Source organism: Enterococcus sp. PLH-Efm8 (genome assembly GCF_053011625.1).
Map to the genome: position 1 here is coordinate 206,469 of NZ_CP172568.1, position 22,051 is coordinate 228,519.

At 39.6% G+C, this 22,051-nt stretch carries 19 protein-coding genes, 6 pseudogenes and 1 other annotated feature; of the genes and pseudogenes, 15 read left to right on the forward strand and 10 right to left on the reverse strand.

The features are described from left to right. Nucleotides 1-6 precede the first annotated feature (6 nt). The 5 genes and pseudogenes from ACIFUW_RS01020 to ACIFUW_RS01040 all read left to right on the forward strand — a co-directional run. Nucleotides 7-561 (forward strand): annotated as a pseudogene (locus ACIFUW_RS01020) (TRAP transporter large permease subunit); the annotation flags it as partial. 55 nt (nt 562-616) lie between these two features. Beyond that, nucleotides 617-1,956 (forward strand): IS3-like element ISEnfa3 family transposase gene (locus tag ACIFUW_RS01025; RefSeq protein ID WP_086953915.1). Its coding sequence is split into 2 segments (ribosomal slippage): nt 617-1,058 and nt 1,058-1,956, totalling 1,341 coding nucleotides; the frame shifts between segments, so codons are not numbered across the junction. Nucleotides 1,957-1,981: 25 nt separating this feature from the next. After that, nucleotides 1,982-2,197: pseudogene (locus ACIFUW_RS01030) on the forward strand (TRAP transporter large permease subunit); the annotation flags it as partial. Then, nucleotides 2,188-2,493, forward strand: a pseudogene (locus tag ACIFUW_RS01035) (5-deoxy-glucuronate isomerase); the annotation flags it as partial. The pseudogenes ACIFUW_RS01030 and ACIFUW_RS01035, both read left to right, overlap by 10 nt. A gap of 19 nt (nt 2,494-2,512) precedes the next feature. Then, nucleotides 2,513-3,316: a gluconate 5-dehydrogenase gene (locus ACIFUW_RS01040; RefSeq protein ID WP_033582433.1), complete on the forward strand. Its 804-nt coding sequence runs from the start codon at nt 2,513-2,515 to the stop codon at nt 3,314-3,316. Nucleotides 3,317-3,564: 248 nt separating this feature from the next. On the opposite strand, the gene fni is transcribed toward ACIFUW_RS01040, so the two are convergent. From fni to mvk, 4 genes are read right to left on the reverse strand one after another with little or no spacing between them, the layout of a single operon-like run. Beyond that, nucleotides 3,565-4,629, reverse strand: coding sequence for a type 2 isopentenyl-diphosphate Delta-isomerase (fni, locus tag ACIFUW_RS01045; protein WP_002300048.1), 1,065 nt, complete (start codon nt 4,627-4,629; stop codon nt 3,565-3,567). Beyond that, on the reverse strand, nt 4,626-5,711 hold the full coding sequence (locus ACIFUW_RS01050; RefSeq protein WP_002288233.1) for a phosphomevalonate kinase: 1,086 nt from the start codon (nt 5,709-5,711) through the stop codon (nt 4,626-4,628). The genes fni and ACIFUW_RS01050 overlap by 4 nt, the downstream gene beginning before the upstream one ends. Nucleotides 5,712-5,723: 12 nt before the next feature. Then, nucleotides 5,724-6,701 (reverse strand): diphosphomevalonate decarboxylase, encoded by a 978-nt coding sequence (gene mvaD, locus ACIFUW_RS01055; protein WP_002300050.1) that lies wholly within the window; start codon nt 6,699-6,701, stop codon nt 5,724-5,726. Continuing rightward, the gene (gene mvk / locus ACIFUW_RS01060) at nt 6,694-7,638 is read right to left on the reverse strand and encodes a mevalonate kinase (protein WP_002288231.1); all 945 of its coding nucleotides are present in this window, start codon (nt 7,636-7,638) and stop codon (nt 6,694-6,696) included. The genes mvaD and mvk overlap by 8 nt, the downstream gene beginning before the upstream one ends. A gap of 315 nt (nt 7,639-7,953) precedes the next feature. On the opposite strand from mvk, the gene ACIFUW_RS01065 reads away from it, so the two are divergent. Next, nucleotides 7,954-8,613 (forward strand): deoxynucleoside kinase, encoded by a 660-nt coding sequence (locus ACIFUW_RS01065; RefSeq protein WP_002352356.1) that lies wholly within the window; start codon nt 7,954-7,956, stop codon nt 8,611-8,613. Between the two features lie 84 nt (nt 8,614-8,697). Next, nucleotides 8,698-9,603 (forward strand): magnesium transporter CorA family protein, encoded by a 906-nt coding sequence (locus ACIFUW_RS01070; protein ID WP_002300052.1) that lies wholly within the window; start codon nt 8,698-8,700, stop codon nt 9,601-9,603. Between the two features lies 1 nt (nt 9,604). Here ACIFUW_RS01070 and ACIFUW_RS01075 read toward each other — a convergent pair whose 3' ends face one another. Next, nucleotides 9,605-10,237, reverse strand: a complete 633-nt coding sequence (locus ACIFUW_RS01075) for a pentapeptide repeat-containing protein (RefSeq protein ID WP_002300053.1) — start codon at nt 10,235-10,237, stop codon at nt 9,605-9,607. Between the two features lie 150 nt (nt 10,238-10,387). Beyond that, nucleotides 10,388-10,513, forward strand: a sequence feature (ribosomal protein L20 leader region). Nucleotides 10,514-10,556: 43 nt separating this feature from the next. Here ACIFUW_RS01075 and infC point away from each other — a divergent pair. From infC to ACIFUW_RS01095, 4 genes and pseudogenes are all read left to right on the forward strand, one after another. Continuing rightward, a complete protein-coding gene (infC, locus tag ACIFUW_RS01080; RefSeq protein WP_002293357.1) occupies nt 10,557-11,081 on the forward strand; it encodes a translation initiation factor IF-3 in 525 nt (174 codons plus the stop codon). 71 nt (nt 11,082-11,152) lie between these two features. Then, nucleotides 11,153-11,353 (forward strand): 50S ribosomal protein L35, encoded by a 201-nt coding sequence (rpmI, locus tag ACIFUW_RS01085; RefSeq protein WP_002289309.1) that lies wholly within the window; start codon nt 11,153-11,155, stop codon nt 11,351-11,353. A gap of 52 nt (nt 11,354-11,405) precedes the next feature. Then, a complete protein-coding gene (gene rplT / locus ACIFUW_RS01090; protein WP_002289310.1) occupies nt 11,406-11,765 on the forward strand; it encodes a 50S ribosomal protein L20 in 360 nt (119 codons plus the stop codon). Between the two features lie 251 nt (nt 11,766-12,016). Then, nucleotides 12,017-12,482: pseudogene (locus ACIFUW_RS01095) on the forward strand (citrate transporter); the annotation flags it as partial. Between the two features lie 166 nt (nt 12,483-12,648). On the opposite strand, the pseudogene ACIFUW_RS01100 reads toward ACIFUW_RS01095, so the two are convergent. Further along, a pseudogene (locus ACIFUW_RS01100) lies at nt 12,649-13,822 on the reverse strand (IS256-like element IS16 family transposase). Nucleotides 13,823-13,927: 105 nt separating this feature from the next. Between ACIFUW_RS01100 and ACIFUW_RS01105 the strand changes: the two are divergent. From ACIFUW_RS01105 to ACIFUW_RS01115, 3 genes and pseudogenes are all read left to right on the forward strand, one after another. Then, nucleotides 13,928-14,815 (forward strand): annotated as a pseudogene (locus ACIFUW_RS01105) (citrate transporter); the annotation flags it as partial. Nucleotides 14,816-14,862: 47 nt separating this feature from the next. Beyond that, nucleotides 14,863-16,992, forward strand: a complete 2,130-nt coding sequence (locus tag ACIFUW_RS01110) for a hydantoinase/oxoprolinase family protein (RefSeq protein WP_002341584.1) — start codon at nt 14,863-14,865, stop codon at nt 16,990-16,992. Then, nucleotides 16,967-17,656, forward strand: a complete 690-nt coding sequence (locus ACIFUW_RS01115) for a hypothetical protein (RefSeq protein WP_002302159.1) — start codon at nt 16,967-16,969, stop codon at nt 17,654-17,656. Before ACIFUW_RS01110 ends, ACIFUW_RS01115 begins: the two co-directional genes overlap by 26 nt. A 407-nt stretch (nt 17,657-18,063) precedes the next feature. Here the strand turns inward: ACIFUW_RS01115 and ACIFUW_RS01120 are convergent, their stop codons facing one another. From ACIFUW_RS01120 to ACIFUW_RS01135, 4 genes are all read right to left on the reverse strand, one after another. Next, nucleotides 18,064-18,750 (reverse strand): GntR family transcriptional regulator, encoded by a 687-nt coding sequence (locus ACIFUW_RS01120; protein WP_002289316.1) that lies wholly within the window; start codon nt 18,748-18,750, stop codon nt 18,064-18,066. Between the two features lie 135 nt (nt 18,751-18,885). Continuing rightward, a complete protein-coding gene (locus tag ACIFUW_RS01125; protein WP_002315615.1) occupies nt 18,886-19,080 on the reverse strand; it encodes a hypothetical protein in 195 nt (64 codons plus the stop codon). A gap of 49 nt (nt 19,081-19,129) precedes the next feature. After that, nucleotides 19,130-19,570 carry an acyl-CoA thioesterase gene (locus ACIFUW_RS01130; RefSeq protein ID WP_002301667.1) on the reverse strand — a complete coding sequence of 147 codons (441 nt, stop codon included), beginning with the start codon at nt 19,568-19,570 and terminating at the stop codon, nt 19,130-19,132. Between the two features lie 3 nt (nt 19,571-19,573). Beyond that, complete coding sequence (locus ACIFUW_RS01135) at nt 19,574-20,419, reverse strand: NAD(P)H-hydrate dehydratase (protein ID WP_002301666.1); 846 nt, start codon at nt 20,417-20,419, stop codon at nt 19,574-19,576. A gap of 148 nt (nt 20,420-20,567) precedes the next feature. Here ACIFUW_RS01135 and pepV point away from each other — a divergent pair, with 148 nt between their 5' ends. Beyond that, nucleotides 20,568-21,986 (forward strand): dipeptidase PepV, encoded by a 1,419-nt coding sequence (gene pepV / locus ACIFUW_RS01140; RefSeq protein WP_002294157.1) that lies wholly within the window; start codon nt 20,568-20,570, stop codon nt 21,984-21,986. The last annotated feature ends 65 nt before the right edge of the window (nt 21,987-22,051 follow it).

The window sequence follows — 22,051 nt, forward strand, 5'->3', positions numbered from 1 at the left end:
AATAAAATGGCAATAGAAGCCGGATTAGTGTTATTTTTTGTATTTGTTGTGTTGCTTGTATTAGGGATGCCGATTGCTATAAGTATTGCATTCTCATCGATGATGACTTTATTGTTAGTTATACCGTTTGATGTTTCTGCTTTTAGTTCAGCTCAAAAAATGGTGGGAAGTATCAATAGTTTTTCGCTGATCGCTATTCCGTTTTTCGTTCTCTCGGGCATTATCATGAATAATGGAGGGATAGCTAAGAAACTAGTGGATTTTGCGATGTTGTTCGTCGGGCGCGTGCCGGGGGCTTTGGCTCATACGAATGTGTTAGGGAATGCTTTATTTGGTTCCATCTCTAGCTCGGCCATTGCCGCTTCTACCGCGATTGGTGGAGTGTTGATCCCTCAGCAAGTGGAAGAAGGATATGACCGGAAGTTTGCGACAGCGGTCAATATCGCGTCAGCTCCGACAGGTATGGTCATTCCTCCAAGTACTGCTTTTATCATGTATTCACTTGTTGCTGGTGGTGCTTCGATCTCTGCTTTGTTTATGGGAGGTTATCTCGTAGGCGCTTTTGATGTGCACCCCAAAAGTTAGACTAGAAATCTAATTAAAAGGGGTGCTTTTTTTGCGGAAATATACATTTGTTTTTAAGAAAAAAGTAGTTTCAGACTATTTAAATAACGAAGGCGGCTACAAATATCTTGCACATAAATATCAAATAAATCGTACACTGGTTAGACATTGGGTAAGGATTTATAACTATCATGGTTGGGAAGGCTTGGTTGGAGGTGGCAAAAGCTACACTACAAAATTTAAACTTGATGTTATAGAATATATGGAAACAAATGGTCTTTCTATCCAAGAAACTGCTAAAAAATTTAATATCGGTTCAAATAGAACTCTAAGTAAATGGATAGAGCAATATGAAGAAGGCGGTGCTTCTTCACTTGAGAGCCAAAAAAGGGGCAGAAAAATTAGTATGAATTCCAAGCTAAACATTCCTAAAAAACTTAAAGATGAGTCTCTTGAAGAAGAAGTTATTCGTTTAAGAGCAGAGAACGCATATTTAAAAAAGTTAGAAACCTTGATTCAAGAACAAGATTTGAGCAAGAAGAAATCAAGGTTAAAACAATCCTTCAGCTCAAAAAAGAATTTAAATTGAATCTATTACTTTCAATTGCACAATTAGCGAAGTCAACTTATTATTACTGGGTAAAAAAATTAGATAAGCCAGATAAATATAGCAAGATAAAGCAAGAAATTACAGCGATTGTAAAAGAATCAAGAAACTCTTATGGTTATCGTAGAGTCACTTTAGCGTTAAAGATGAAAGGATATACAATCAATCATAAAACAGTTAGAAAATTAATGTCCCAAATGGGACTTACCTGTCAAATCCGAATAAAGCGATATAAATCTTATAAAGGAACAGTAGGAAAAATTGCCAAGAATGTGTTAAAACGAAATTTTTCAGTAGATACACCCAATAAAAAATGGGTGACAGACGTCACTGAATTCAAGATAAAAGGAAGAAAAATCTATCTATCTCCTATACTTGATTTATTTAACGGAGAAATAATTAGTTATAGTATATCAACTAGTCCAACATATAAACTGATTGAAGAAATGCTTCAACAAGCAATTAAAAAAAAGGGAACTGAGGGTTCACTGATTCTACATTCAGATCAAGGATGGCAGTATCAGATGCCACAATATCAAAAAAAATTAAAAGAGAATAACATTATTCAAAGCATGTCTAGAAAAGGAAATTGCTTAGATAATTCTGTAATAGAAAATTTTTTTGGTGTGCTTAAATCAGAGTTTTTTTATCGAGAAAAATTCCGATCAATTGAGATATTTCAAAGTAAATTAAATGAGTATATTAGGTGGTATAATAACAAAAGGATAAAACTAAAGTTAAATGGACTATCTCCAGTAGAATATCGGAAACAGTCCATTAAATAGTTCAACTTTTGGGGTTCAGTTCACTTTGTGGGCGCTAGGAATCATGCTAGTAGCATTCATCGTTGCTAAAAAGAATAAATACCCTGTTGTCGAAAAAGGACAGATGGCTCATGCTGGAAAAATAATAAAAGAGGCGATTCCTAGCCTTCTATTGATTGTCATCATTATCGGTGGTATCTTGACGGGGATATTTACAGCAGTAGAAGCTTCAGCGATAGCTGTCATTTATAAATGGGTTATACGATTTTAGAACCAGGAAGTGCTTGGAATACGATGCCTTGTCATACACATGAACGTCGTATGGAAGCTTATGTCTATTTTGATTATGCCAATGAAGATACACGTGTGTTCCATATGATGGGCAAACCAGATGAAACAAAACATTTAGTCGTAGACAATGAACAAGCCATTATTTCGCCAAGCTGGTCGATCCATTCAGGTGTAGGTACAAGCAATTACTCATTCATCTGGGCAATGTGCGGAGAAAATATCACCTATACAGACATGGATATGGTGCAAATGGATCAATTAAAATAAGCATAAGGGAGAGAAAATGATGGAATTTAGTATGGATATGTTTCGTTTAGATGGAAAAGTAGCATTAGTCACCGGTGCTGTCTATGGTATTGGATTTGAGATTGCACGCTCTTTAGCTACAGCAGGAGCAAAAATCGTATTTAATAACTTGAATCAAGAATCAGTTGATGAAGGTATAGCGCATTATAAAGAAGCAGGCATCGATGCAAAAGGTTATGTCTGCGATGTGACCGATGAAGAAGCGGTTCAAGCGATGGTTCAACAGATCAAAGAAGATGTAGGTTCAGTTGATATTCTAGTCAACAATGCAGGGATCATCAAACGGACACCGATGATCGAAATGGATGCGGCAGACTTCCGCCAAGTAATCGACGTGGATTTAAATGCCCCATTCATCGTTTCAAAAGCAGTTATTCGGGATATGATCGAAAAAGGCGGCGGTAAAATCATCAATATCTGCTCCATGATGAGTGAATTAGGACGCGAAACGGTCAGTGCTTATGCTGCGGCAAAAGGCGGATTAAAAATGCTGACGAAAAACATCGCTTCTGAATACGGTCAATACAATATCCAATGTAATGGAATTGGACCAGGTTATATTGCTACACCGCAAACTGCTCCATTACGCGAAACACAAGAAAACGGTGAACGTCATCCATTCGATCAATTTATCGTTGGACGTACGCCAGCAGCACGCTGGGGCGAGCCAATCGATTTGGCTGGACCATCTGTCTTCTTGGCTTCTAGCGCATCTGATTTCGTTAACGGCCATGTCTTGTATGTGGACGGAGGCATACTTGCCTATATCGGAAAACAACCTTAAAAGAGCTTTAGTACACCGTTTAGTGGAGAGGTTGTGAAATCAGCGGCTTGAACGAATACCGAAGGACAGCTGATTAAACATCATTTATTCGAAAAAAGAGGCTGGGACAGAAGCGTTTAACTCCAAGAAATAAGAAGGAATTCACGAAAATTGCTTTTCAAATTTTTGTGAATTTCAGCTTATTTCCGAAGGAGTTGCTTTTGCTTCCGCCGTTTATACGTGTTTAGAGCGTGGGATAAAAGTGTTCTTTACTTTTGTCCCACGCTCTTTTCTGTGCGTCTTCCATACTTCACTAAGTCGATCCCTCTTGCTTCGCACCAATCCTTCACTGGTCCGGAAAAGATCAGTGATTGTTGGTGTAGGGCCGCGGTATTCGTTGCGCCGACCATAGTATAAAGCAGACGAAGCTCTTCTTGCCATTGCTTCATCAGTATAATAGTTTCTTCTACGCCGTGATTCATCAGATGCGTCAGTACGGTTCCTGAAGTACCCACTGCATTTGCGCCGAGACAAAGGGCTTTAAATATGTCATAGGCATTGCGGATACCTCCGGAGGCTAGGATTTCCATAGAAGTGTCTGCTTCATTTGCTTCAAGCAATGAAGAGACTGTCGATTGCCCCCAGTCAGCTAAATAACTCAGTTCCCGCTTGGAGCGACGGGCGTTTTCGATCTGGGTGAAGCTTGTTCCGCTTCGACCGCTGATATCAACTGTATGAACTCCTAAAGCAGCTAGATCATTGAGCGTTTCTCTTGTCATGCCAAAACCGACTTCTTTTACGATGAGGGGGACGTCAATGGCTGTTTGAGTCTCTTGAATAAGTACTTTCCAATTGGTAAAATCACGGTCTCCCTCAGGCATAACCAACTCTTGAGGTGCATTCAAATGAATCTGTAAGGCATCTGCGTGAAACAATCGGATAGCTTCTTGGGCTCTTTCGACAGAAGTCCCTGCACCGATGTTGGCAATGATTTTCCCGTGAGGATATTCTTGTCGCATAATCGTATAAGTATCGGCTAAAGAAGGGTCTTTCAAGGCAGCGCTGACTGAACCAGTGGCAATCATCAAATCTGCTTCTCTTGCGACGATTGCAAGATCTTGGTTGATTTTTTTTGTTTTTTCGCTTCCGCCAGTCATCGCATTGATATAAAATGGGCTGCTTAGTGTAAACCCAACTGCCTGTGTACTTAGATCGACATCAGAAACTGCTATTTGCGGCAAAGGGTTATGGATGATCCGTACGAAGTCAAATTCGTTTTTTTGTTTATCATGAAAGGCTTTAGCTAGTGAAACATGTTCGTCTTTTCGATTCATCGGTTTTCCTTTCTTTGATCGCTATAGACATGTAACGGCAGTGGAGTGATTTCTGCTTTTTCCCATGCACTCATTAAAGGAAGGATGCCAGATTTCTGGTCAACAATTACGATTCCGCAATCGCCACCACCTGCACCAGAAGATTTTGCGGCTCCTTCATACTGTTCAGCTAAATTACACAATTTGTTCAAAGCAGGCGTTTCGATGACGACCCCAGTGATTGCAGATAAATCATGCAGTAATTGTCGGTTTTTTCGAATCATCTGTTGGATCAACGTTACATTATTTTCTTTAAACCCTTTGATCATTTCGTTGACACATTCTGTACTGTTTTTTAAGAAAAGCTGATAAGCCACCATTTTGTCTTCTCTCGAACGGTGAACTTGATCGACCAAATCAGAAGTAGAGGCAGGGCTACCCGTCCAACCAATCAATAAACGTAAATCTTCAGGAGCAATCAATGGCTCAATGGATAGACCTGGCCAATCCAGGGCAAGTAACTCACTGATAGAATGCTGAGTTTCTTGTTCTTGGAGCCAAGGATGGTCGAAGGTTGAGAAAGCGATCCAGCCACCATAACAGCTAGCAGCGATGTCGCCGCAGGAACCATTATCTTGAACTGCTAAATTGGCTAGTGCTGCAATCTTGAAAATCTCCAATTGAGATAAATTCAACGCGTAAAAAACATTCAAGGCTTTGACCGTTGCAACGGTCACGGCACCGCTAGAACCCAATCCATATTTCCGGCCATTTGAACTGTCTAACTCACTTGTTACTTTCAGATCATAAAAGGATAAAAGAATGTTTTTTTCTTGTGCATACTTTTCAGTCAAACGAATAGCAGCAAGGATATAATGAAAAGGATTTTCCCGAATATCTAAAACTAATTCTCCGTTGCGTCTTGTCCAACGTACAGGCATCCCACTATATTGTGCAGATTGGATACTTCCGACTTTTCGTGCGGATTCTACAGTGACTGTTACGAATTGATCGACTGCAGCGATAACTGCTGGATGTCCTGTTTCAACAACTGCATATTCTCCGGCAATATAGAGTTTGCCTGGTGCAGATACTTCAATCATAAAAATCTCCCTTTATTCAATAATCGCAATTCCTGGACCAGCATGGGCAGTAATTACTTGTTCTTTGCTAAATAATTTGGTAAATGTTTCTTGTACCTCAGATAAATGGCTGTTTTCCACTAAAACTTTGACATTAGGGCCAGCATCCATCGTAAAGTAGCATGGAATGCCTTTTTTTCTCAATTGCCGCACCGCATCCATCGCTTTTAAGCTGTCAGGAGACCAGTAAGTGAATGGAGGCTGGGCAGCTAAAGTCGTTCCATGCATTTTTAGTCCGTTTCTTTCCATCGTTTCTCCGAGAAGTTGGAAATCTTTTGTTTTGATTGCTTGTTTCAATTGATATAGATCCCCTTCAACGGAATCTAACCAGCCTTGATAAAAACTGGATGTTTCGACTGTTCGACGCATCCCATTTCTGCTGGACACTTCTTTTTTCTGGTCGTTGATCAAAACGAAAACCATTGCTAAATCGTCTTCGAAAGAATCGGAAGGGACTGGCTTAGCGTAAGAACTTAAGTCGTCATGGCCTTTTTCCCATTCAACGAAACCACCGAAAATACTTCGGCAAGCTGAACCAGACCCGCGTCGAGCAAATCTTGAAAGAGAGAGATCGTCTAATCCAAGCTTAAGAGCAGTATTGCAAGCTCCTGCTAAAGCAGCTAGCCCGCTGGCAGAGGAGGCTAATCCAGCTGCGGTAGGAACGAAATTCTGACTGATTACTGAAGCTTTTAGTGAGAGGCCGGCTTCTTTACGAAAAAGGTCAAGAAACTGACTGACTTTTTTTGTTGCTTTTTCGTCTTGTAAGGTGCCATCTAGATAAAATTCATCTACCATATAGCTATCAGAAAAGATGACTTCTGTCTCTGTATAAAATGCATCCAATGTTAACGAAAGGCTGTTGTTCATTGGAAGGATGAGTTCTTCATTTTTCTTACCCCAATATTTGATTAGAGCAATGTTGGTATATGCGCGTGCTTTGCCTTTAAACATAGGTATGTACTCCTAATCCTTGTATCCAAGTTTCAGCAGCACCCGCATCTTCAAGTGCTTGACTGATTTCTTGGGCTTTTGTTTTTGTTTGTGCTAATGCAATCATACAGCCACCGCGTCCACCGCCAGTTAATTTGGCACCCAATGCCCCGGTATCTTTTGCTGTTTGGATCAATAGATTAAGAAAATCATTGCTGATTGTCAGCTTTTCCAGAAGTGACTGTGATTCATCCATTGTCTGTGCCAACGTTTCTGGTGAATTCTCAATGATTGCTTGTTTTGCTTGCTTCGTCAAGTATCCTAATTTTTGGATCATTTGTCCAGTTTCATGAGGCTGGGTTTCAAAGAGGTGAGCGACATCTTTGACGGCTTCTCTTGTTTGTCCTTTGATTCCTGTATCAGCGACAATCAAAAAAGCATCGATGTTCAAAGAAAAGTAGTCAAAAGGATGCCCTTTTGTAAAATAAATCGGCTGCAAGCTGCTAGTAGCGGCTGCATCGATTCCACTAGGATTACCGTGGGCGATTTTTTCCGAAAGCTGGACATTTTCTAATAGTATTTCACGAGACAAAGGAAATGCTAAGTAATCATAAAAAGCACGAGTGACTGCTGTGGCGACTGCAGCGCTTGATCCCATTCCACGTTCAGCAGGAATCGTGCTTTCAATGGTCAGTTGCAAGTTTTTTTGGATGTCATGCTGTTTTTTTAAGTGAATGAATAATTTTTTGATATTTTTTAATGCATGAGGAGCTTCGGCTAAATTTCCTGAATAGTAGGAAGAAACCAGTTGATCGTCCATTGCATCCAGCTCTTCAAGGAATGCGGTGACTTTTGTTGCATAGAAAGGAAAGGCAATCGCTGGTTCTCCATAAACAACCGCGTGCTCGCCCATCAATATGATCTTTCCGCTTGATTCTCCTTGGCCATAGTTTGCCATAATCTAACTCCTTCTCACGTAAAAGTGATTTTTAAGCAAAAAATAAAGCGCCCAAAACGAGTTGCGCTGCTTCACGAATTTTTTTGTCCACTAAGGGTCTCAAAAAACATTCCTCCTTTATTTTACTAAAACCATCTCAGAAGTAAAACTAAGAATACGTTTTCTAAAGAAAAAACACTTTTTTCTTAAGAATTTTTTGACTTTTTTTCTTCTTTGACTAGAAAAAATACAATTGACACTACTAGATATTGGGGGTATATTTAAAAAAGGTTGGAGTTAAACACAATATTTAGTGATGAAGTGAGCTGGAGGTAAATGAGCGTGATCGTTTTAGCAGGTACAATTGGTGCCGGAAAATCAAGTTTAACAGAAATGATGGCTGAACACTTTGATAGTCAGGCATTTTATGAATCGATTGATGATAATGAAGTCTTGCCCTTATTTTATGCAAACCCTGAACAGTATGCTTTTTTGCTGCAAATTTATTTTTTGAATAAACGTTTTGCAAGCATCAAACAAGCAATGAAAGATGACAATAATGTATTGGACCGTTCGATTTATGAAGATTCACTGCTTTTCCATCTAAATGCAGATCTAGGAAGAGCAACAGAAACAGAAGTTTGTGTGTATGATGAACTGCTGGAAAACATGATGGAAGAACTTCCCTATGCTGCCCATAAAAAACATCCGGATTTATTAGTTCATATTCGTGTATCTTTTGATACGATGTTAGAGCGTATCGAAAAACGTGGTCGTTCGTATGAACAATTGTCCTTTGACCCAAGTCTATACGATTATTACAAAGAATTGAACAGACGTTATGATCAATGGTATGAAGAATACAAAGAAAGTCCAAAAATCCAAATCGATGGAGACCGCTATAATTTTGTGGAAGATCCTCAAGCAAAAGAAGAAGTCTTGAAAATGATCGAAGAAAAATTAGCAGAGATTCGCCAAACCAAAGTATCCATTTGATTTACAGTTGCTCAAATAAAGGGTAAACCTTTATTTGAGCGACTTTTTTCTTTATACTGGAAACAAATGTCAGGAGGATAGAGTATGCGGGAAAAACACTATTTTAATCAAGACCGTAATTTTTGGATCAATGTACAGCAAAACGATGTGCTAGCTGTTAAAAACTTAAAAGAAGAATATGGCATTAGTGACGAGATGCTGACTTATTCTCTAGATAAAAATGAACGGGCGCGCGTAGAGTACGATTCTTTTGATGAAGCGTTACTGCTTGTATCAAATGTTCCGCACCAGCAAAAAGTCGATAATCATTATGAAACTAGTCCTATCGCTTTTATTTTAAAAGAAGACGGTTTGTTTACATTTACCACGCCGAATACCGAGTACGTGATTCGACTAATTCGATCGCTTTTGGAACGGATGCCAGACATGAGTGTATACAGTTTATTGTTTCGTACATTGTTTTTGATTTCTGATTCCTTTTTTCCTTTAATCGAGGAAGTGAATAGTGAACGTCAGCGGCTTAATCTGAAATTAAGAGAAAAAACAACGAACAAGAATCTGCTGCAACTTTCAGATTTAGAGATCGGTTTGGTTTACTTAGTTACAGGAACAAAACAAAATGTAGTACTTTTAGAACAAATCAAGGCACTGGCTATTTATCGCAAGTTGTCAGAAAAGGAAAAAGAAGAGTTGGACGATGCACTGATCGAAGCACGACAAGCAGTTGAAATGACGAACTTAGCTTCGCAGATTTTAGACCAGCTCTCTGGCACTTATAATAATTTGCTGAATAACAACTTGAATGACACGATGAAATTTTTGACGGTCTGGTCGCTGATCTTGACCGTTCCAACTATTGTGACAGGATTCTTCGGAATGAATCTCCAGTTACCCTTTACCCATTCCGTTTTCGGATGGGAAATCGCCTTGATCATCAGTTTGGTCTTATCTATTTGGATGCTTATTGCACTGTGGCGGCGGATTCGTTGATCTAGTCTTTGATCTGCAAACCAAGGGCTTGGGCGATCACAAGTGCTTGCTCTTGATTGACGATTAGTCCCGCCAAAGAATCTTGAGATAAAGCGATTGTTGTGAAGAAATTAGTCGTAAAGTCTAATCCCTTCAGAGAAGTTCGAAACCAGTTCGAACCGGTTAACTGATTGTCAGACAAAAAAAGGTTTTTCCAAGTGACCTCATAAAATTCGCTGTCTTCTAATTGACAATGATCGAAGGAGACAGCTTTCAAGTTTGTACTACTAAAGGAAGCCATCGAAGCAATACAATCAGTGAAAGTACAGTCTCGAAGATAACTTTCGGCAAAATTCGTACCTGTTAATTTACATTGATGAAACACGACTTGGTGGAAACTGCCACCAATCCACTCCAGATTGGAAAAATCACATTTTTCAAAAATGACATTACTGCATTCAAAATGACGTAAACCTGTTTTTTGCATCGTAAGTTTTTGGATATGACTCTCTCTTAATACCATATTTTTGGCATCGAGATAGCTTTGGTTACCTCCGTTGATCAGAAGACCAGAGAAGATCTCCTCATCTTCTAAATAAAACTCTCCCTTTGTAAGAAGAGGAAGAGAAGGTGGAATAGGTTCGATTTTTTTCATGTGGGTTCACCTCGTTTTTCTTTAGTATAGCAAAGAAGCGGGAATCACTGCTAGAAAGCCTGCTAATCTAATCATTTTCAGAAAAGGAAGACAAACTGTATGAAAAACATTGACAAAAAGATTAGTTTTTGCTATACTATAATGGTTGAGAAATAAAAGCAGAAGCACCCGCTTCTCGCCTTAGTTGATAATGTCACTGGGCTAGATAGTTTTCACTGGTTCTATTAGGTGAAGTACGCGCGGGTTCTGTAAGAGAACTCGTTTTTTTATTGCCGTTTATTCGGTAAGCTTTTCTTTCTCTCATAATATTTGGAGGTGAATGACCATAGCAAAGGATATGATGGTTAACGACGGCATTCGTGCACGAGAGTTACGATTGATCGGTTCAGATGGTGAGCAATTAGGAGTTAAGACAAAAGCAGAAGCATTGAATATTGCAGAACAAGCAAACTTGGATCTTGTGTTAGTTGCCCCTGGTGCGAAACCACCAGTTGCGCGAATCATGGACTACGGTAAATACCGTTTCGAACAACAAAAGAAAGACCGCGAAGCGCGTAAAAAACAAAAAGTGATCAATGTAAAAGAAGTTCGCTTAAGTCCTACGATCGACTTGAATGACTTCAATACAAAACTTCGTAATGCACGTAAGTTCTTGGAAAAGGGCGATAAAGTGAAAGCTTCTATCCGTTTCAAAGGCCGTGCCATTACCCATAAAGAAATTGGTCAAAAAGTCTTGAATCGCTTAGCTGAAGAAACTGCGGATATTGCAACAGTGGAACAAAAAGCGAAAATGGACGGACGCAGCATGTTCTTGACGCTGGCACCGAAAAACGACAGTAAGTAATTTGAATGACTAACTGGCTGTTGGACAGCCGATAGTCGGATAACGAAAGATTTTGAGGAGGAAATATAGTCATGCCAAAACAAAAAACACACCGCGGATCAGCAAAACGTTTCAAACGTACTGGTAAAGGCGGATTGAAACGCTTCCGCGCGTTTACAAGTCACCGTTTCCACGGCAAAACAAAAAAACAACGCCGTCAATTGCGTAAAGCAAGCATGGTTTCTAGTGGCGACTTCAAACGTATTCGCCAACAACTAGCAAAAATGAAATAAGAAGTACAAATAACAGAATCTGAAGATTTATTTTTATTAGGAGGAATTATACATGGCACGTGTTAAAGGTGGAACAGTAACTCGTAAACGTCGTAAAAGAGTGCTAAAATTAGCAAAAGGTTACTACGGTTCAAAACACACTTTATTTAAAACAGCAAAAGAACAAGTAATGAATTCATACAACTACGCATATCGCGATCGTCGTCAAAAGAAACGCGACTTCCGTAAATTGTGGATTGCTCGTATCAACGCAGCAGCTCGTATGAATGGCTTGAGCTACTCAAAATTAATGCACGGTTTGAAAGTTGCTGAAATCGACATCAACCGTAAAATGTTAGCTGACTTGGCTGTTAACGATGCAGCAGCATTTACTGCATTGGCTGACCAAGCAAAAGAAGCTTTGGCTAAATAAGCTAAACAATTATAAAGAGGAAAGAAGATAACGAAAAGTTATGTTCTTTCCTCTTTTTTTATTTACAATCCTCCATCAAATGAAACAGGACAATAACGTATAAGTCTAAAATAACATAATTAAGGTTTTTTAATTGAAAACTGAACATTTATGGTCATCCTTTAATGAAAGCGCTAACTACATAAGTTAGAATGAGTTTGACTGATATATTAGTTTGCTTATCAGAAAAACAAAATGGACGGAGGAATAACATGAGTGATATTATTATTGGTATTTTGTTAGTTATCTCATTCTTTTTCATGGTCTGGTACTGTGTAAAAGGCTACAACTTGATGGTCGGCTTTTGTCATCATGGCTACTGTATGGATGGGATTAGCGCTAGTCGGAAACACGTTTTCACCAAACTCGGCGATGGAAGGGCAAGGAGTAATTGATGTGTTGACGCATATCTATACGACGGGGCCAGCTGAGTACGCCAAATCGATCTTGGTAAATGTCTTCTTTGGTGCCTTTTTCGGGCGTGTTCTAGTAGATAGCGGAATCGCAGCTACCCTGATTCGAAAGGTAGTTGAACTTGGAGGGGACAAGCCAAGAATCACGATGAGCTTACTATGTATTGTAACCGCTGTTATATTCATGTCGATGACAGGAATCGGACCAGTGATTTCTATTGCAGTTATTGTGTTGCCGATCTTGATGTCATTAGGTATTTCAGTCAAGTCCACAATCTTGTGTAAAAGTTCAACCTCATCAAAAGCACAATGTTTTGCGTTGTGAACCTAACTGCCATGCCTTTCTTTCTGAGGAGAGAGGTCAGGAGCAGTAGCGCAGCGACTCTTGATGTCTCTCCTCAGAAAGAAGAGACTCGCACAGGTTCATGGTGCTAAATGTTATTCGAATTAAATTCTAAATATTTTCGTGGAGAAGCCAGCCACTCAGTGTCTTTTTCCATCAAAAGTGTTCCAATTATCCGAGTGATGGAATTGATATTTGGAAAAATCCGAATCACTCGTTCTCTCCGGCGAATCTCTTCGTTCAACCGTTCCAACACATTGGTTGTACGAATCCTTCGGCGGATATTTTCAGGAAAAGACAAAATTTGAATAGCATCTTCAAAGCCGTTTTCTAAAATGTCGCAAGCAGCACTTAATTTTGAATCACAACCATATTTTTCCAAGAAGTGCTCTTTTCTTTCACGTGTCAATTCAAGTTCAGAGGCTTTAAAGATACTCTTCAACTCGTCTTTTACATCAGAAGAAACTTTCTTTGGCAGCTTATCAAAAATATTTCTCAAAAAGTGGGCAGCTCGCACCTAAAAAGTTCTTGCGAACAGCCTTAACTAACCCTTTGTGTGCATCAGAAATGACCAGTTTTACACCGAACAAACCTCGTTGAACGAACGATTGAAAAACGGTATCCCAATTATCTTCCGATTCGCCGTCTTGAACATCAAAACCAAGAATCGTACGTCGTCCATCAGAATCAATGCCGATACCAATATATACACCTTTTGAGACAATACGATGATTTTCCCTTACTTTCATATACAGGGCATCACACATGAAAAATGGATATTCCGAGCCTTCTAGGCTCCGGTTTCTCCACTCAAAAACAAATGGATCCAACTGTTTCATCAGATTTGAAACGAATGATTTAGAAACAGTCGCACCATCCGTTAGCAGTTCAACTGTTTTAGTTACTTTGCGAGTGGAGACACCAGAAATGACCATTTCAATCATGGCAGCGATCAAAGCTTTTTCGCTTCGCTGATATCTTTCAAAGATAGTAGGACTAAACTTACCGTCTCTGGTTCGTGGAACATGAAGTTCTAACGTACCAATTCGAGTTGTAAACGAACGATCGTAGTAACCATTTCTTTGTGATTGCCGTTCTTCTGAACGTTCATAGGCATTTGCCTGAATATATTGATTTCGTTGTTCTTCCATCAGCTGATTAAACATGATAGTCATAAGTGTTTTTGCGGTATCATTCGCACCGCTTTCGTTTATAATTGCTTGAATTTCTTCGCTTTCAAAAGTAAAATGTACTTGAGTCATTGATATCAGTCCTATTCGAGTATGTTTTCTGCAAAAAACATTGTACTCCTAACTGAGATCAATGGCTTTTTTGATGCTTCACTTTTACACAATTATATGGACGTAATCGGTATTTCAGTACCGGTTGCACTGTTCTCATTTATGGGCTCGATTATGGCTGGAATCTTTGCTAATATCGTCAATTTCAAACAATATCAAACGATTTATGCTGGTTTCAATCCAGCGGCTGAAAGCTATACTTATAATGACTATTTCCAAATTGGTATGATTGGGATGATTGTAAGCTTAGTTGTGGTACTAACGGTCGCTAATATATCAATGAACAAAAAGAAACGCTATGCAATGGCAGCAAACGTACCAGCTGAAGGTGGCGACGCACCAATGATCTCATGGTTAGCCGTATTATTACCAGTTTTAGGGGTCGTTCTTTTAGATCTTCAAATCATCTTAGGTTTTATTCTAGCAGGTATCTGGGCATTGCTGTTTACTGGAAAATTGCGCGGAGGTTATAAAGAAATCTGTCGTCAGTTTGCGAAATTATTTACAGATGGCGCAGTCGATGTTGCACCAATGGTTGGTTTCTTGATGACCTTAGCGATGTTCAATAATTCAGCTGCGTATGCTTCTCCTTATTTTTCAGCTATTTTTGGAGATTGGATACCGCAATCACCATTAGTCTTGGCAATCGTATTTGCTATATTGACACCACTAGGATTTTTCCGCGGTCCAATGAATCTAGTCGGTTCAGGCTCAGCTATTTTAGCTGTCGTGTTAGCTGTTAATCCAACGATGTCGCCAGCCTTTTTGTTCCCGTTATTTGCAATTACAACGATTGCTCCTCAGCATTTAGATATTACACAATCTTGGGTTGCTTGGGGATTAGGTTATACAAAAGTAACTTCTCGAGAATATATGAAGAAATCCATCCCAACTGGTTGGATCATCGGTGCGATCTTATGCCTGATCACGTTCTTATTGTACGGGAACGCCTAGTAAACAAAACGTCGATAAAAACGATTAGATAAATGGAGGAAAAGAAAATGAAACGTTTTGTGCGAATGGGAATTGATGTTGGCGGTACACATACGAAAGCAGTCGCAATCGATAATGCGACGCACGAAATCATCGGAAAATCTTCAGTGAAAACAACCCACGATGATGTCCGTGGAGTAGCTGCAGGTGTCGTTCAGTCTTTTCAAAATTGTTTGCGGGAAAATAATATCAGTCCAGAAGATGTTGTGTTTGTTGCACATTCTACCACACAAGCGACTAATGCACTGATTGAAGGAGACGTAGCAAAAGTCGGCGTAATCGGGATGGCAAAAGGTGGATTAGAAGGTTTTTTAGCAAAACGACAAACTAGATTGAACGATATCGATTTAGGGAATAAGAAAAAAATAGAGATTGTCAATGCATTCTTACCTGTCAAAAACTTAAATGTAGACCGTGTTTCAGAAACGATTTCTTCTTTAGAAAGAGAAAGAGCGGAGGTCTTGGTTTCTTCTATGGCATTTGGAGTAGATAATGGGGAACCAGAACGAGTTGTTTATGAAGCAGCATCTGTGAAAGCGATCCCTACAACGATGGCTTCTGACATCACAAAATTATATGGATTGACAAGAAGAACTCGGACAGCAGCAATCAACGCATCTATTTTACCAAAAATGCTAGATACGGCAACCTCGACAGAAGACTCCGTACGAGAAGCAGGGGTCAATGTTTCTTTGATGATTATGCGCGGAGACGGCGGAGTAATGGAAATCAATGAAATGAAAAAACGACCTGTTTTAACCATGCTTTCCGGTCCTGCTGCATCAGTCATGGGCTCTTTGATGTACTTGAGAGCGTCTAATGGTGTTTATTTTGAAGTAGGCGGAACAACAACCAATATCGGGGTCATTAAAAATGGACGTCCAGCAATCGATTATTCAATTGTAGGTGGCCACCCAACATATATCTCTTCATTAGATGTTCGGGTTCTAGGTGTGGCAGGCGGTTCGATGGTACGGGCTAATCAGTCAGGAATCATCGATGTCGGTCCACGTTCTGCACATATTGCCGGTCTAGATTATGCAGTATTTACGGAGACAGAAAAAATCAAAGGTCCTAAGGTTGAATTTTTCTCTCCTAAAGAAGGAGACCCTGCTGATTACGTCAAGGTAGTGATGGAAGACGGAGAAGAAGTGACTATTACAAATACATGTGCAGCCAATGTTCTTGGATTAGTGCAAGAAGAACATTTTTCTTATGGAAATGTCCCATCTGCACGAAAAGCCATACAGGCATTAGCAGACTATTGTCATACGACGGTTGAAGACATCGCAGAGCAGATCATGGAAAAATCCTATGCTAAGATTGAACCGGTGATTTTAGAATTGGCAGACAAGTATCACTTGGAGAAAGATCAGATTTCTCTTGTAGGTGTAGGGGGCGGCGCTGCCTCATTGATTACTTACTTTAGTAATAAAATGGGTGTGAAATATTCGATTCCTGAAAACGCCGAAGTGATTTCTTCTATTGGTGTAGCACTTGCAATGGTCCGAGATGTTGTAGAACGTATCATCCCTTCGCCAAGTAAAGAAGATATACGATCGTTGAAAAATGAAGCGATGAATAAAGCGATTGAATCAGGCGCTACACCAGAATCGATCGAAGTCCACGTAGAAATCGATCCACATACTTCAAAAGTAACGGCTATCGCTACTGGTTCTACGGAAGTGAAAGCAACCGATCTAACCAAGGAGATCACAACAGAAGAAGCACTAGAGCTTGCTGCAGAGGATATGCGATTAAATAAAAATGAAGTTTGCTTATTGGAAAATACACCTTTCTTTTATGTATGCGGCGAACAGAATCGTTCAAAAAATGCTGGAAGTCTTCGGATCATCGATCAAAAAGGATTTATCAAGGTCCAACGTGGACATGCTTCATGTATGAAAACAACTGCAGCCAATTATATGACAGCTGTCGAACAACTTTGGGAAGATATGGCAGTTTATCAAACTGAATTGATTGCCCGACCAGAATTTTATCTCTGCTTAGGAGCAAGAGTCTCTGATTTTACAGCGACGGATCTGGAACAACTACAGCTTTTGATGGATCTGGAAGTATCTACTATGGAACCGGAGGAAGAAGTGATCGTCGTTGCCGGAAATATCAAACAAACATAAGTTAGAAGAGTTACTAAACGAATTACAACAGATCCCCGAAGAAATTTGGGGATTCTACCAGTTTCGGCGAGATTTATTTTGGAAAAAGATTCCTTTGTCCAAGCAGAAAATTCTTATACAACAATCAATCGATTGTGGTATCGAAACGGCATGTAGCATCAAAAAAAAGTACCCTTTTGCCGATGTAGGAGAAATCTGTGAACAAATGGCTGTTCCAATCGTTTCCTGTGAATCAGAGCAAATAAACGAACGAATCACTTTTGCAACTTATGCAGAAGATGAAGGGATCCGATTGATGACGGAGCCGTTAGAAAAATTAAAATGTTCAGGACTAGCTTCGATCTCTAAAGAAACAGCGCAAGCTTTGATTATTGGACATGAACTATTTCACCACATCGAAGCTTCTGTTAAGGGAATTTATACGCAAAGCGAAAAAATTGTGCTGTGGCGGTTGCCTTTTTATACACATCAATCAAACATTCGTGCATTGAGCGAGATAGCAGCGATGAGTTTTTCAAAAGAGATGAATCAAAGCGATTTTTCGCCTTATGTATTAGAGGCAGTCTTACTTTGGCCATATAATGAAATTCGTAGCCAAGGGATCTTAGAAGAAATAAAAGAAATAGAAAAAAGATGTACGGAGTATGATTTAGATTACAAATAAAGAGACTGTGACAAAAGTCGTGTCACAGTCCTTTTTTTCCGAATAAACGGTGTTCTCCTGTCAACTCCTCGGTCACAAGTCAAAATATTCAACAAACATGAGAAGCTGTTTTTTGAAATTGTTCCTTGTGACTCGGAGATGAACGGCAGGCTCACGACCTCTTGGAAAAAGGTGTTCAAAAGCTTGCATCTGCGGTAATAAGAACAGCCAAGTTAAAAACATAAGAAGCTATTTTTACTTGGCTGTTCTTATTACTTGATGCAGGGCAGCTTTTTCACAACCTCTCAATAAACGGTGTGCAATCAGCTGACCCTCGGTATTAGCTCAAAAAAAACGGCAAAATATGAGGAACTATTTTGCCGTTTATTTCTCTAATACTCAGGTCAAAACGCTGATTCCAAAACCTCTTATTTGATGGGTCTGTCCTGAATATCTTCAAAATAATCGGGGTAATTATGAATCACGTATTCTTGCTCCTCGATAATCATATGTAAATGCATCGTGCAAAGAAATCCGACTTCATCAAAGTTATGATCAATCATTGATTGAAGCATTGTCTGATGTTCATCTAATACTCGACCCCAGTCTAATTCTGAAATCGTCAAACGTAACCATCTGAAACGGTTCAAGTGCGTACTATAACTTTCTAGCCAATCCCAAATTTCTCGTTTTCCAGCAATTTCATAACAAGTTCGGTGAAAATCAGTATCCAAATCAAAAAAAGCTTTTTTATTTTGAGCGATCACTGCCTGATCGGTTTGTTCTAGTATTTTTTCTAGTTTAGCTTGATCTTGCTTGGTCATTTTCGCACTGCATTCTTGCAGGATCGGTTTTTCCAACTTTTCCCGCGTATAACGGGCTAATGAAGCAGATCGGATATCGATTTTTGAAACATAAGTGCCGGACTGTGGAATGGTTTTTACAAGCTCTTGATTGCGCAGTTGGATCAGTGCTTCTCGAATCGGTGTACGCCCGATAGCTAGTTGTTCTTCTAACACTTTATCGGAGATTTTACTTCCAGGTGCTAACTCGGAATAAATGATTTGTTTACGTATAGATTCATAAGCTTGCTGTTGCAAATTATTGATAACCATTTAACCTTCCTTTCTATGCAGATATAATCTATTATAACATAAATCGCTTACAAATCGTGTGGGCATAAAAACACAGTCTGCAAAAAAAGCCCTGATAGGCATGCCTATTAGAGCCTCGAAAAGAAAAATATTGAATCAATCTGGTCGTACCTCTTGGATCGGTTTGACACGACCGCCGATTCTTTTAGCAAAAGCTTCGGATTCTTTTTTGTCTTTGAAAATGAGCAGATTGTCTAAGTTTTTTTCCCGAGTGCGACAGCCAGTTTTATCGATGTAACCGTGCATTACTTTAACGACATACATGGGGATCACCTGCTTTTTTCTTTTCATTATACGAACTACTCGACACAATACAAGAAAAATGCTTAGACGGTCTTTATTAAGAATTTACATCATCCAAAGAAGCGTACGCTTGGAATAACTGTTCTAACTCCGGATTGACTTTGCTCAGCTTCACTAATCGTTGCGAATCAGAAAGTAAAAAACAGTGTTTACTACTGCCAGTAGTTTTTAATTTTTTGTCTTCAGTTCCCACAATTTCGTAGCTAAAATCCAACCGTGTTCCCGTATACTTTTGGATAGTTGGGTGGATGCTCACTTTTTCTCCGTAATGGATCATTTCTTTATAGCTGCAATTTACTTCCAGAACGGGGATGATGATCCCAGATTCTTCGATTTTTTTATAGGGAAACCCTAGATGTACCAATAAGGCTACCCGAGCCTCTTCAAACCAGCGGATATAATTGCTGTGATGAATAATCCCCATTTGATCTGTTTCATAATAAAAAGGTTCTCGCACATAACCTGTAAATTTCTCCATGACTCATGCCTCGTTTTCCATTGATTTTTTACAAAAATAATTCATCCACTTCGGAAGTGCTTCGCTGATTTGTGTCGGCAAAACAATATATTGTTCTTTTGCCAGCTGGTCTCCAATGAAACTATGAAGATAAACAGCTGCTGCAATCGTTTGGTCATTTTGAGGAAACTGGGCTAAAAATCCTGTGATCATCCCAGCTAAAGTGTCACCCATGCCGCCTGTTGCCATAGCAGCAGAACCTAAAGGATTGGTGTAGAAGTGCTGGTGACCATAAATTTTTGTCTCATGACTTTTCAAAACGAGCACAGCACCGATTTCCTGTTGCTTCTTTTTGTTTTCTTTATCCCGTTGTTCTTGTATCGGTAGAGAACTCAACCGTTGCCACTCCATTTGATGAGGTGTAAGTACAGTTTGTTCGGGATAGGGTAGCAAAAGATGATTAGCAACAAGTAAACTTAAAGCAGAGCCATCAATCACCAGCCATTGTTCTTTTGATTGTTTTTCTAGTACTTGTTTGAAACGTTCCAAACTCTTAGAAGAAGTACCCAATCCGGGACCAATCAAGAGTACATCTGCTTGCTTTATTACGGAAAGAAACTGGTCAGTATCCGTCCAATCTACAATCATTGCTTCTGGCAGATGACTGTGAAGAGCACTCCGATTTTTTTCATCAGTTACTACAGTCGTGAGACCCGCTCCACTGTGTACGGCAGCTAAAGCACTCATAATGATTGCTCCGCCATATTGTTCATTGCCGCCAATCAAAACGATACGTCCAAATGTTCCTTTATGTGAAATCTTTGGACGAGGTGTGATGACTCTTTTCACTAGTTGTTCGTTTATCAGCATCGAAAAACCTCCTTTTACTCATTATAGCGTATATTTTTTTTAGAGAAAAACAGATAAGAAAAGGAATTGTCAGATTTTTTGAACTATTTTTTTCTGTAATTTGTGGTATCATGAACACGAAGACTTAAATAAGTGGAGGATTAACTTTATGACAATTGATTGGCAAAAAGAAGTAGAAGCACGTAAAGAAGACTTGCTTGAAGACTTGAAAAATCTTTTACGTGTCAACAGCGAGCGCGATGATTCAAAAGTAACACCAGATGCACCATTTGGACCTGGACCTCGCGACGCATTGAAACATATGTTAGCTTATGGCGAACGTGATGGATTTAAAGTAAAAAATGTCGATAACTATGCAGGGCATATTGATCTTGGCGAAGGAGACGAAACGCTAGGGATATTTGGACACATGGATGTCGTTCCTGCAGGAGATGGCTGGGACACAGATCCTTATGAACCAGTAATCAAGGATGGAAAGATCTTTGCACGCGGATCAAGCGATGACAAAGGTCCAAGTATGGCAGCTTACTATGCGATGAAGATCATTAAAGAACTTGACTTGAAACTATCAAAAAAAGTTCGCTTCGTAGTCGGCAGCGATGAAGAAAGCGGCTGGGGCGATATGGCTTATTATTTCGAACATGAAGAAGAACCAGATTTTGGTTTCTCACCAGATGCTGAATTCCCAATCATCAATGGTGAAAAAGGAAATGTTTCTTTAGCTTTACGCTTCAAAGGCGACAATGCAGGAGATTATGTCTTGAAATCTTTTGTTTCCGGACTTCGCGAAAATATGGTGCCAGGAACAGCAACTGCAGCACTTCAAGTACCAAGTGCAGATGCAGCTATCGCGATGGAAGAAGCATTTTACCAATTCATCGAAGCAAATCCAGTAAGCGGAACGATTGAAGCGGACAATACGTATGTAAAAATCGAATTAGTTGGTAAAGGCGCACATGGTGCAAGCCCACAATCTGGTATCAATGCAGGTTCTTTCTTGGCATTGTTCTTAGATAACTATGAATTCCTAGGATCTGCTAAACAATTTATCCATGTAGCAGCTGCTTATGTCCATGAAGATTTTTATGGAGAAAAACTAGGAGTCGCTTATGAAGATGAAAAAATGGGCAAATTGACAATGAATGCTGGACTATTTGCTTTTGAAGAAAATGGTACAGAGGAAGCGAACTTCATCAATATGAATTTCCGTTTTCCAAAAGGTGTAACAGTAGACGGATTGCAAAGTGACATCGAACAAACAGTGGGGCAAGAAGGCGCAACAGTTACTCGAGGTGCTCGCGTAATGGAACCACATTACGTACCAATGGATGATCCATTGGTGGCTACATTATTGCAAGTCTATGAAGACCACACTGGAGAAAAAGGCTACGAACAAATCATCGGTGGCGGAACTTACGGACGTTTGTTGAAACGTGGCGTTGCTTATGGAGCGATGTTCCCAGGATATACTGATACAATGCATCAAGCAAACGAATTTATGAGTCTTGATGACTTGTTCAGAGCAACAGCAATCTATGCAGATGCCATCTATCGTTTGGCGAAATAAAAATACTAAAAAACTCCGGCTATCTCTGACAGCTGGAGTTTTTATGTTTAAAAATGAATTAGTAC

Coding starts and splice junctions, on each gene's coding strand:
- ACIFUW_RS01040 (WP_033582433.1), top strand. CDS start 2,513: ATGGAATTTAGTATGGATATGTTTCGTTTAGATGGAAAAGTAGCATTA.
- fni (WP_002300048.1), bottom strand. CDS start 4,629: ATGAATCGAAAAGACGAACATGTTTCACTAGCTAAAGCCTTTCATGAT.
- ACIFUW_RS01050 (WP_002288233.1), bottom strand. CDS start 5,711: ATGATTGAAGTATCTGCACCAGGCAAACTCTATATTGCCGGAGAATAT.
- mvaD (WP_002300050.1), bottom strand. CDS start 6,701: ATGTTTAAAGGCAAAGCACGCGCATATACCAACATTGCTCTAATCAAA.
- mvk (WP_002288231.1), bottom strand. CDS start 7,638: ATGGCAAACTATGGCCAAGGAGAATCAAGCGGAAAGATCATATTGATG.
- ACIFUW_RS01065 (WP_002352356.1), top strand. CDS start 7,954: ATGAGCGTGATCGTTTTAGCAGGTACAATTGGTGCCGGAAAATCAAGT.
- ACIFUW_RS01070 (WP_002300052.1), top strand. CDS start 8,698: ATGCGGGAAAAACACTATTTTAATCAAGACCGTAATTTTTGGATCAAT.
- ACIFUW_RS01075 (WP_002300053.1), bottom strand. CDS start 10,237: ATGAAAAAAATCGAACCTATTCCACCTTCTCTTCCTCTTCTTACAAAG.
- infC (WP_002293357.1), top strand. CDS start 10,557: ATGACCATAGCAAAGGATATGATGGTTAACGACGGCATTCGTGCACGA.
- rpmI (WP_002289309.1), top strand. CDS start 11,153: ATGCCAAAACAAAAAACACACCGCGGATCAGCAAAACGTTTCAAACGT.
- rplT (WP_002289310.1), top strand. CDS start 11,406: ATGGCACGTGTTAAAGGTGGAACAGTAACTCGTAAACGTCGTAAAAGA.
- ACIFUW_RS01110 (WP_002341584.1), top strand. CDS start 14,863: ATGAAACGTTTTGTGCGAATGGGAATTGATGTTGGCGGTACACATACG.
- ACIFUW_RS01120 (WP_002289316.1), bottom strand. CDS start 18,750: ATGGTTATCAATAATTTGCAACAGCAAGCTTATGAATCTATACGTAAA.
- ACIFUW_RS01125 (WP_002315615.1), bottom strand. CDS start 19,080: ATGAAAAGAAAAAAGCAGGTGATCCCCATGTATGTCGTTAAAGTAATG.
- ACIFUW_RS01130 (WP_002301667.1), bottom strand. CDS start 19,570: ATGGAGAAATTTACAGGTTATGTGCGAGAACCTTTTTATTATGAAACA.
- ACIFUW_RS01135 (WP_002301666.1), bottom strand. CDS start 20,419: ATGCTGATAAACGAACAACTAGTGAAAAGAGTCATCACACCTCGTCCA.
- pepV (WP_002294157.1), top strand. CDS start 20,568: ATGACAATTGATTGGCAAAAAGAAGTAGAAGCACGTAAAGAAGACTTG.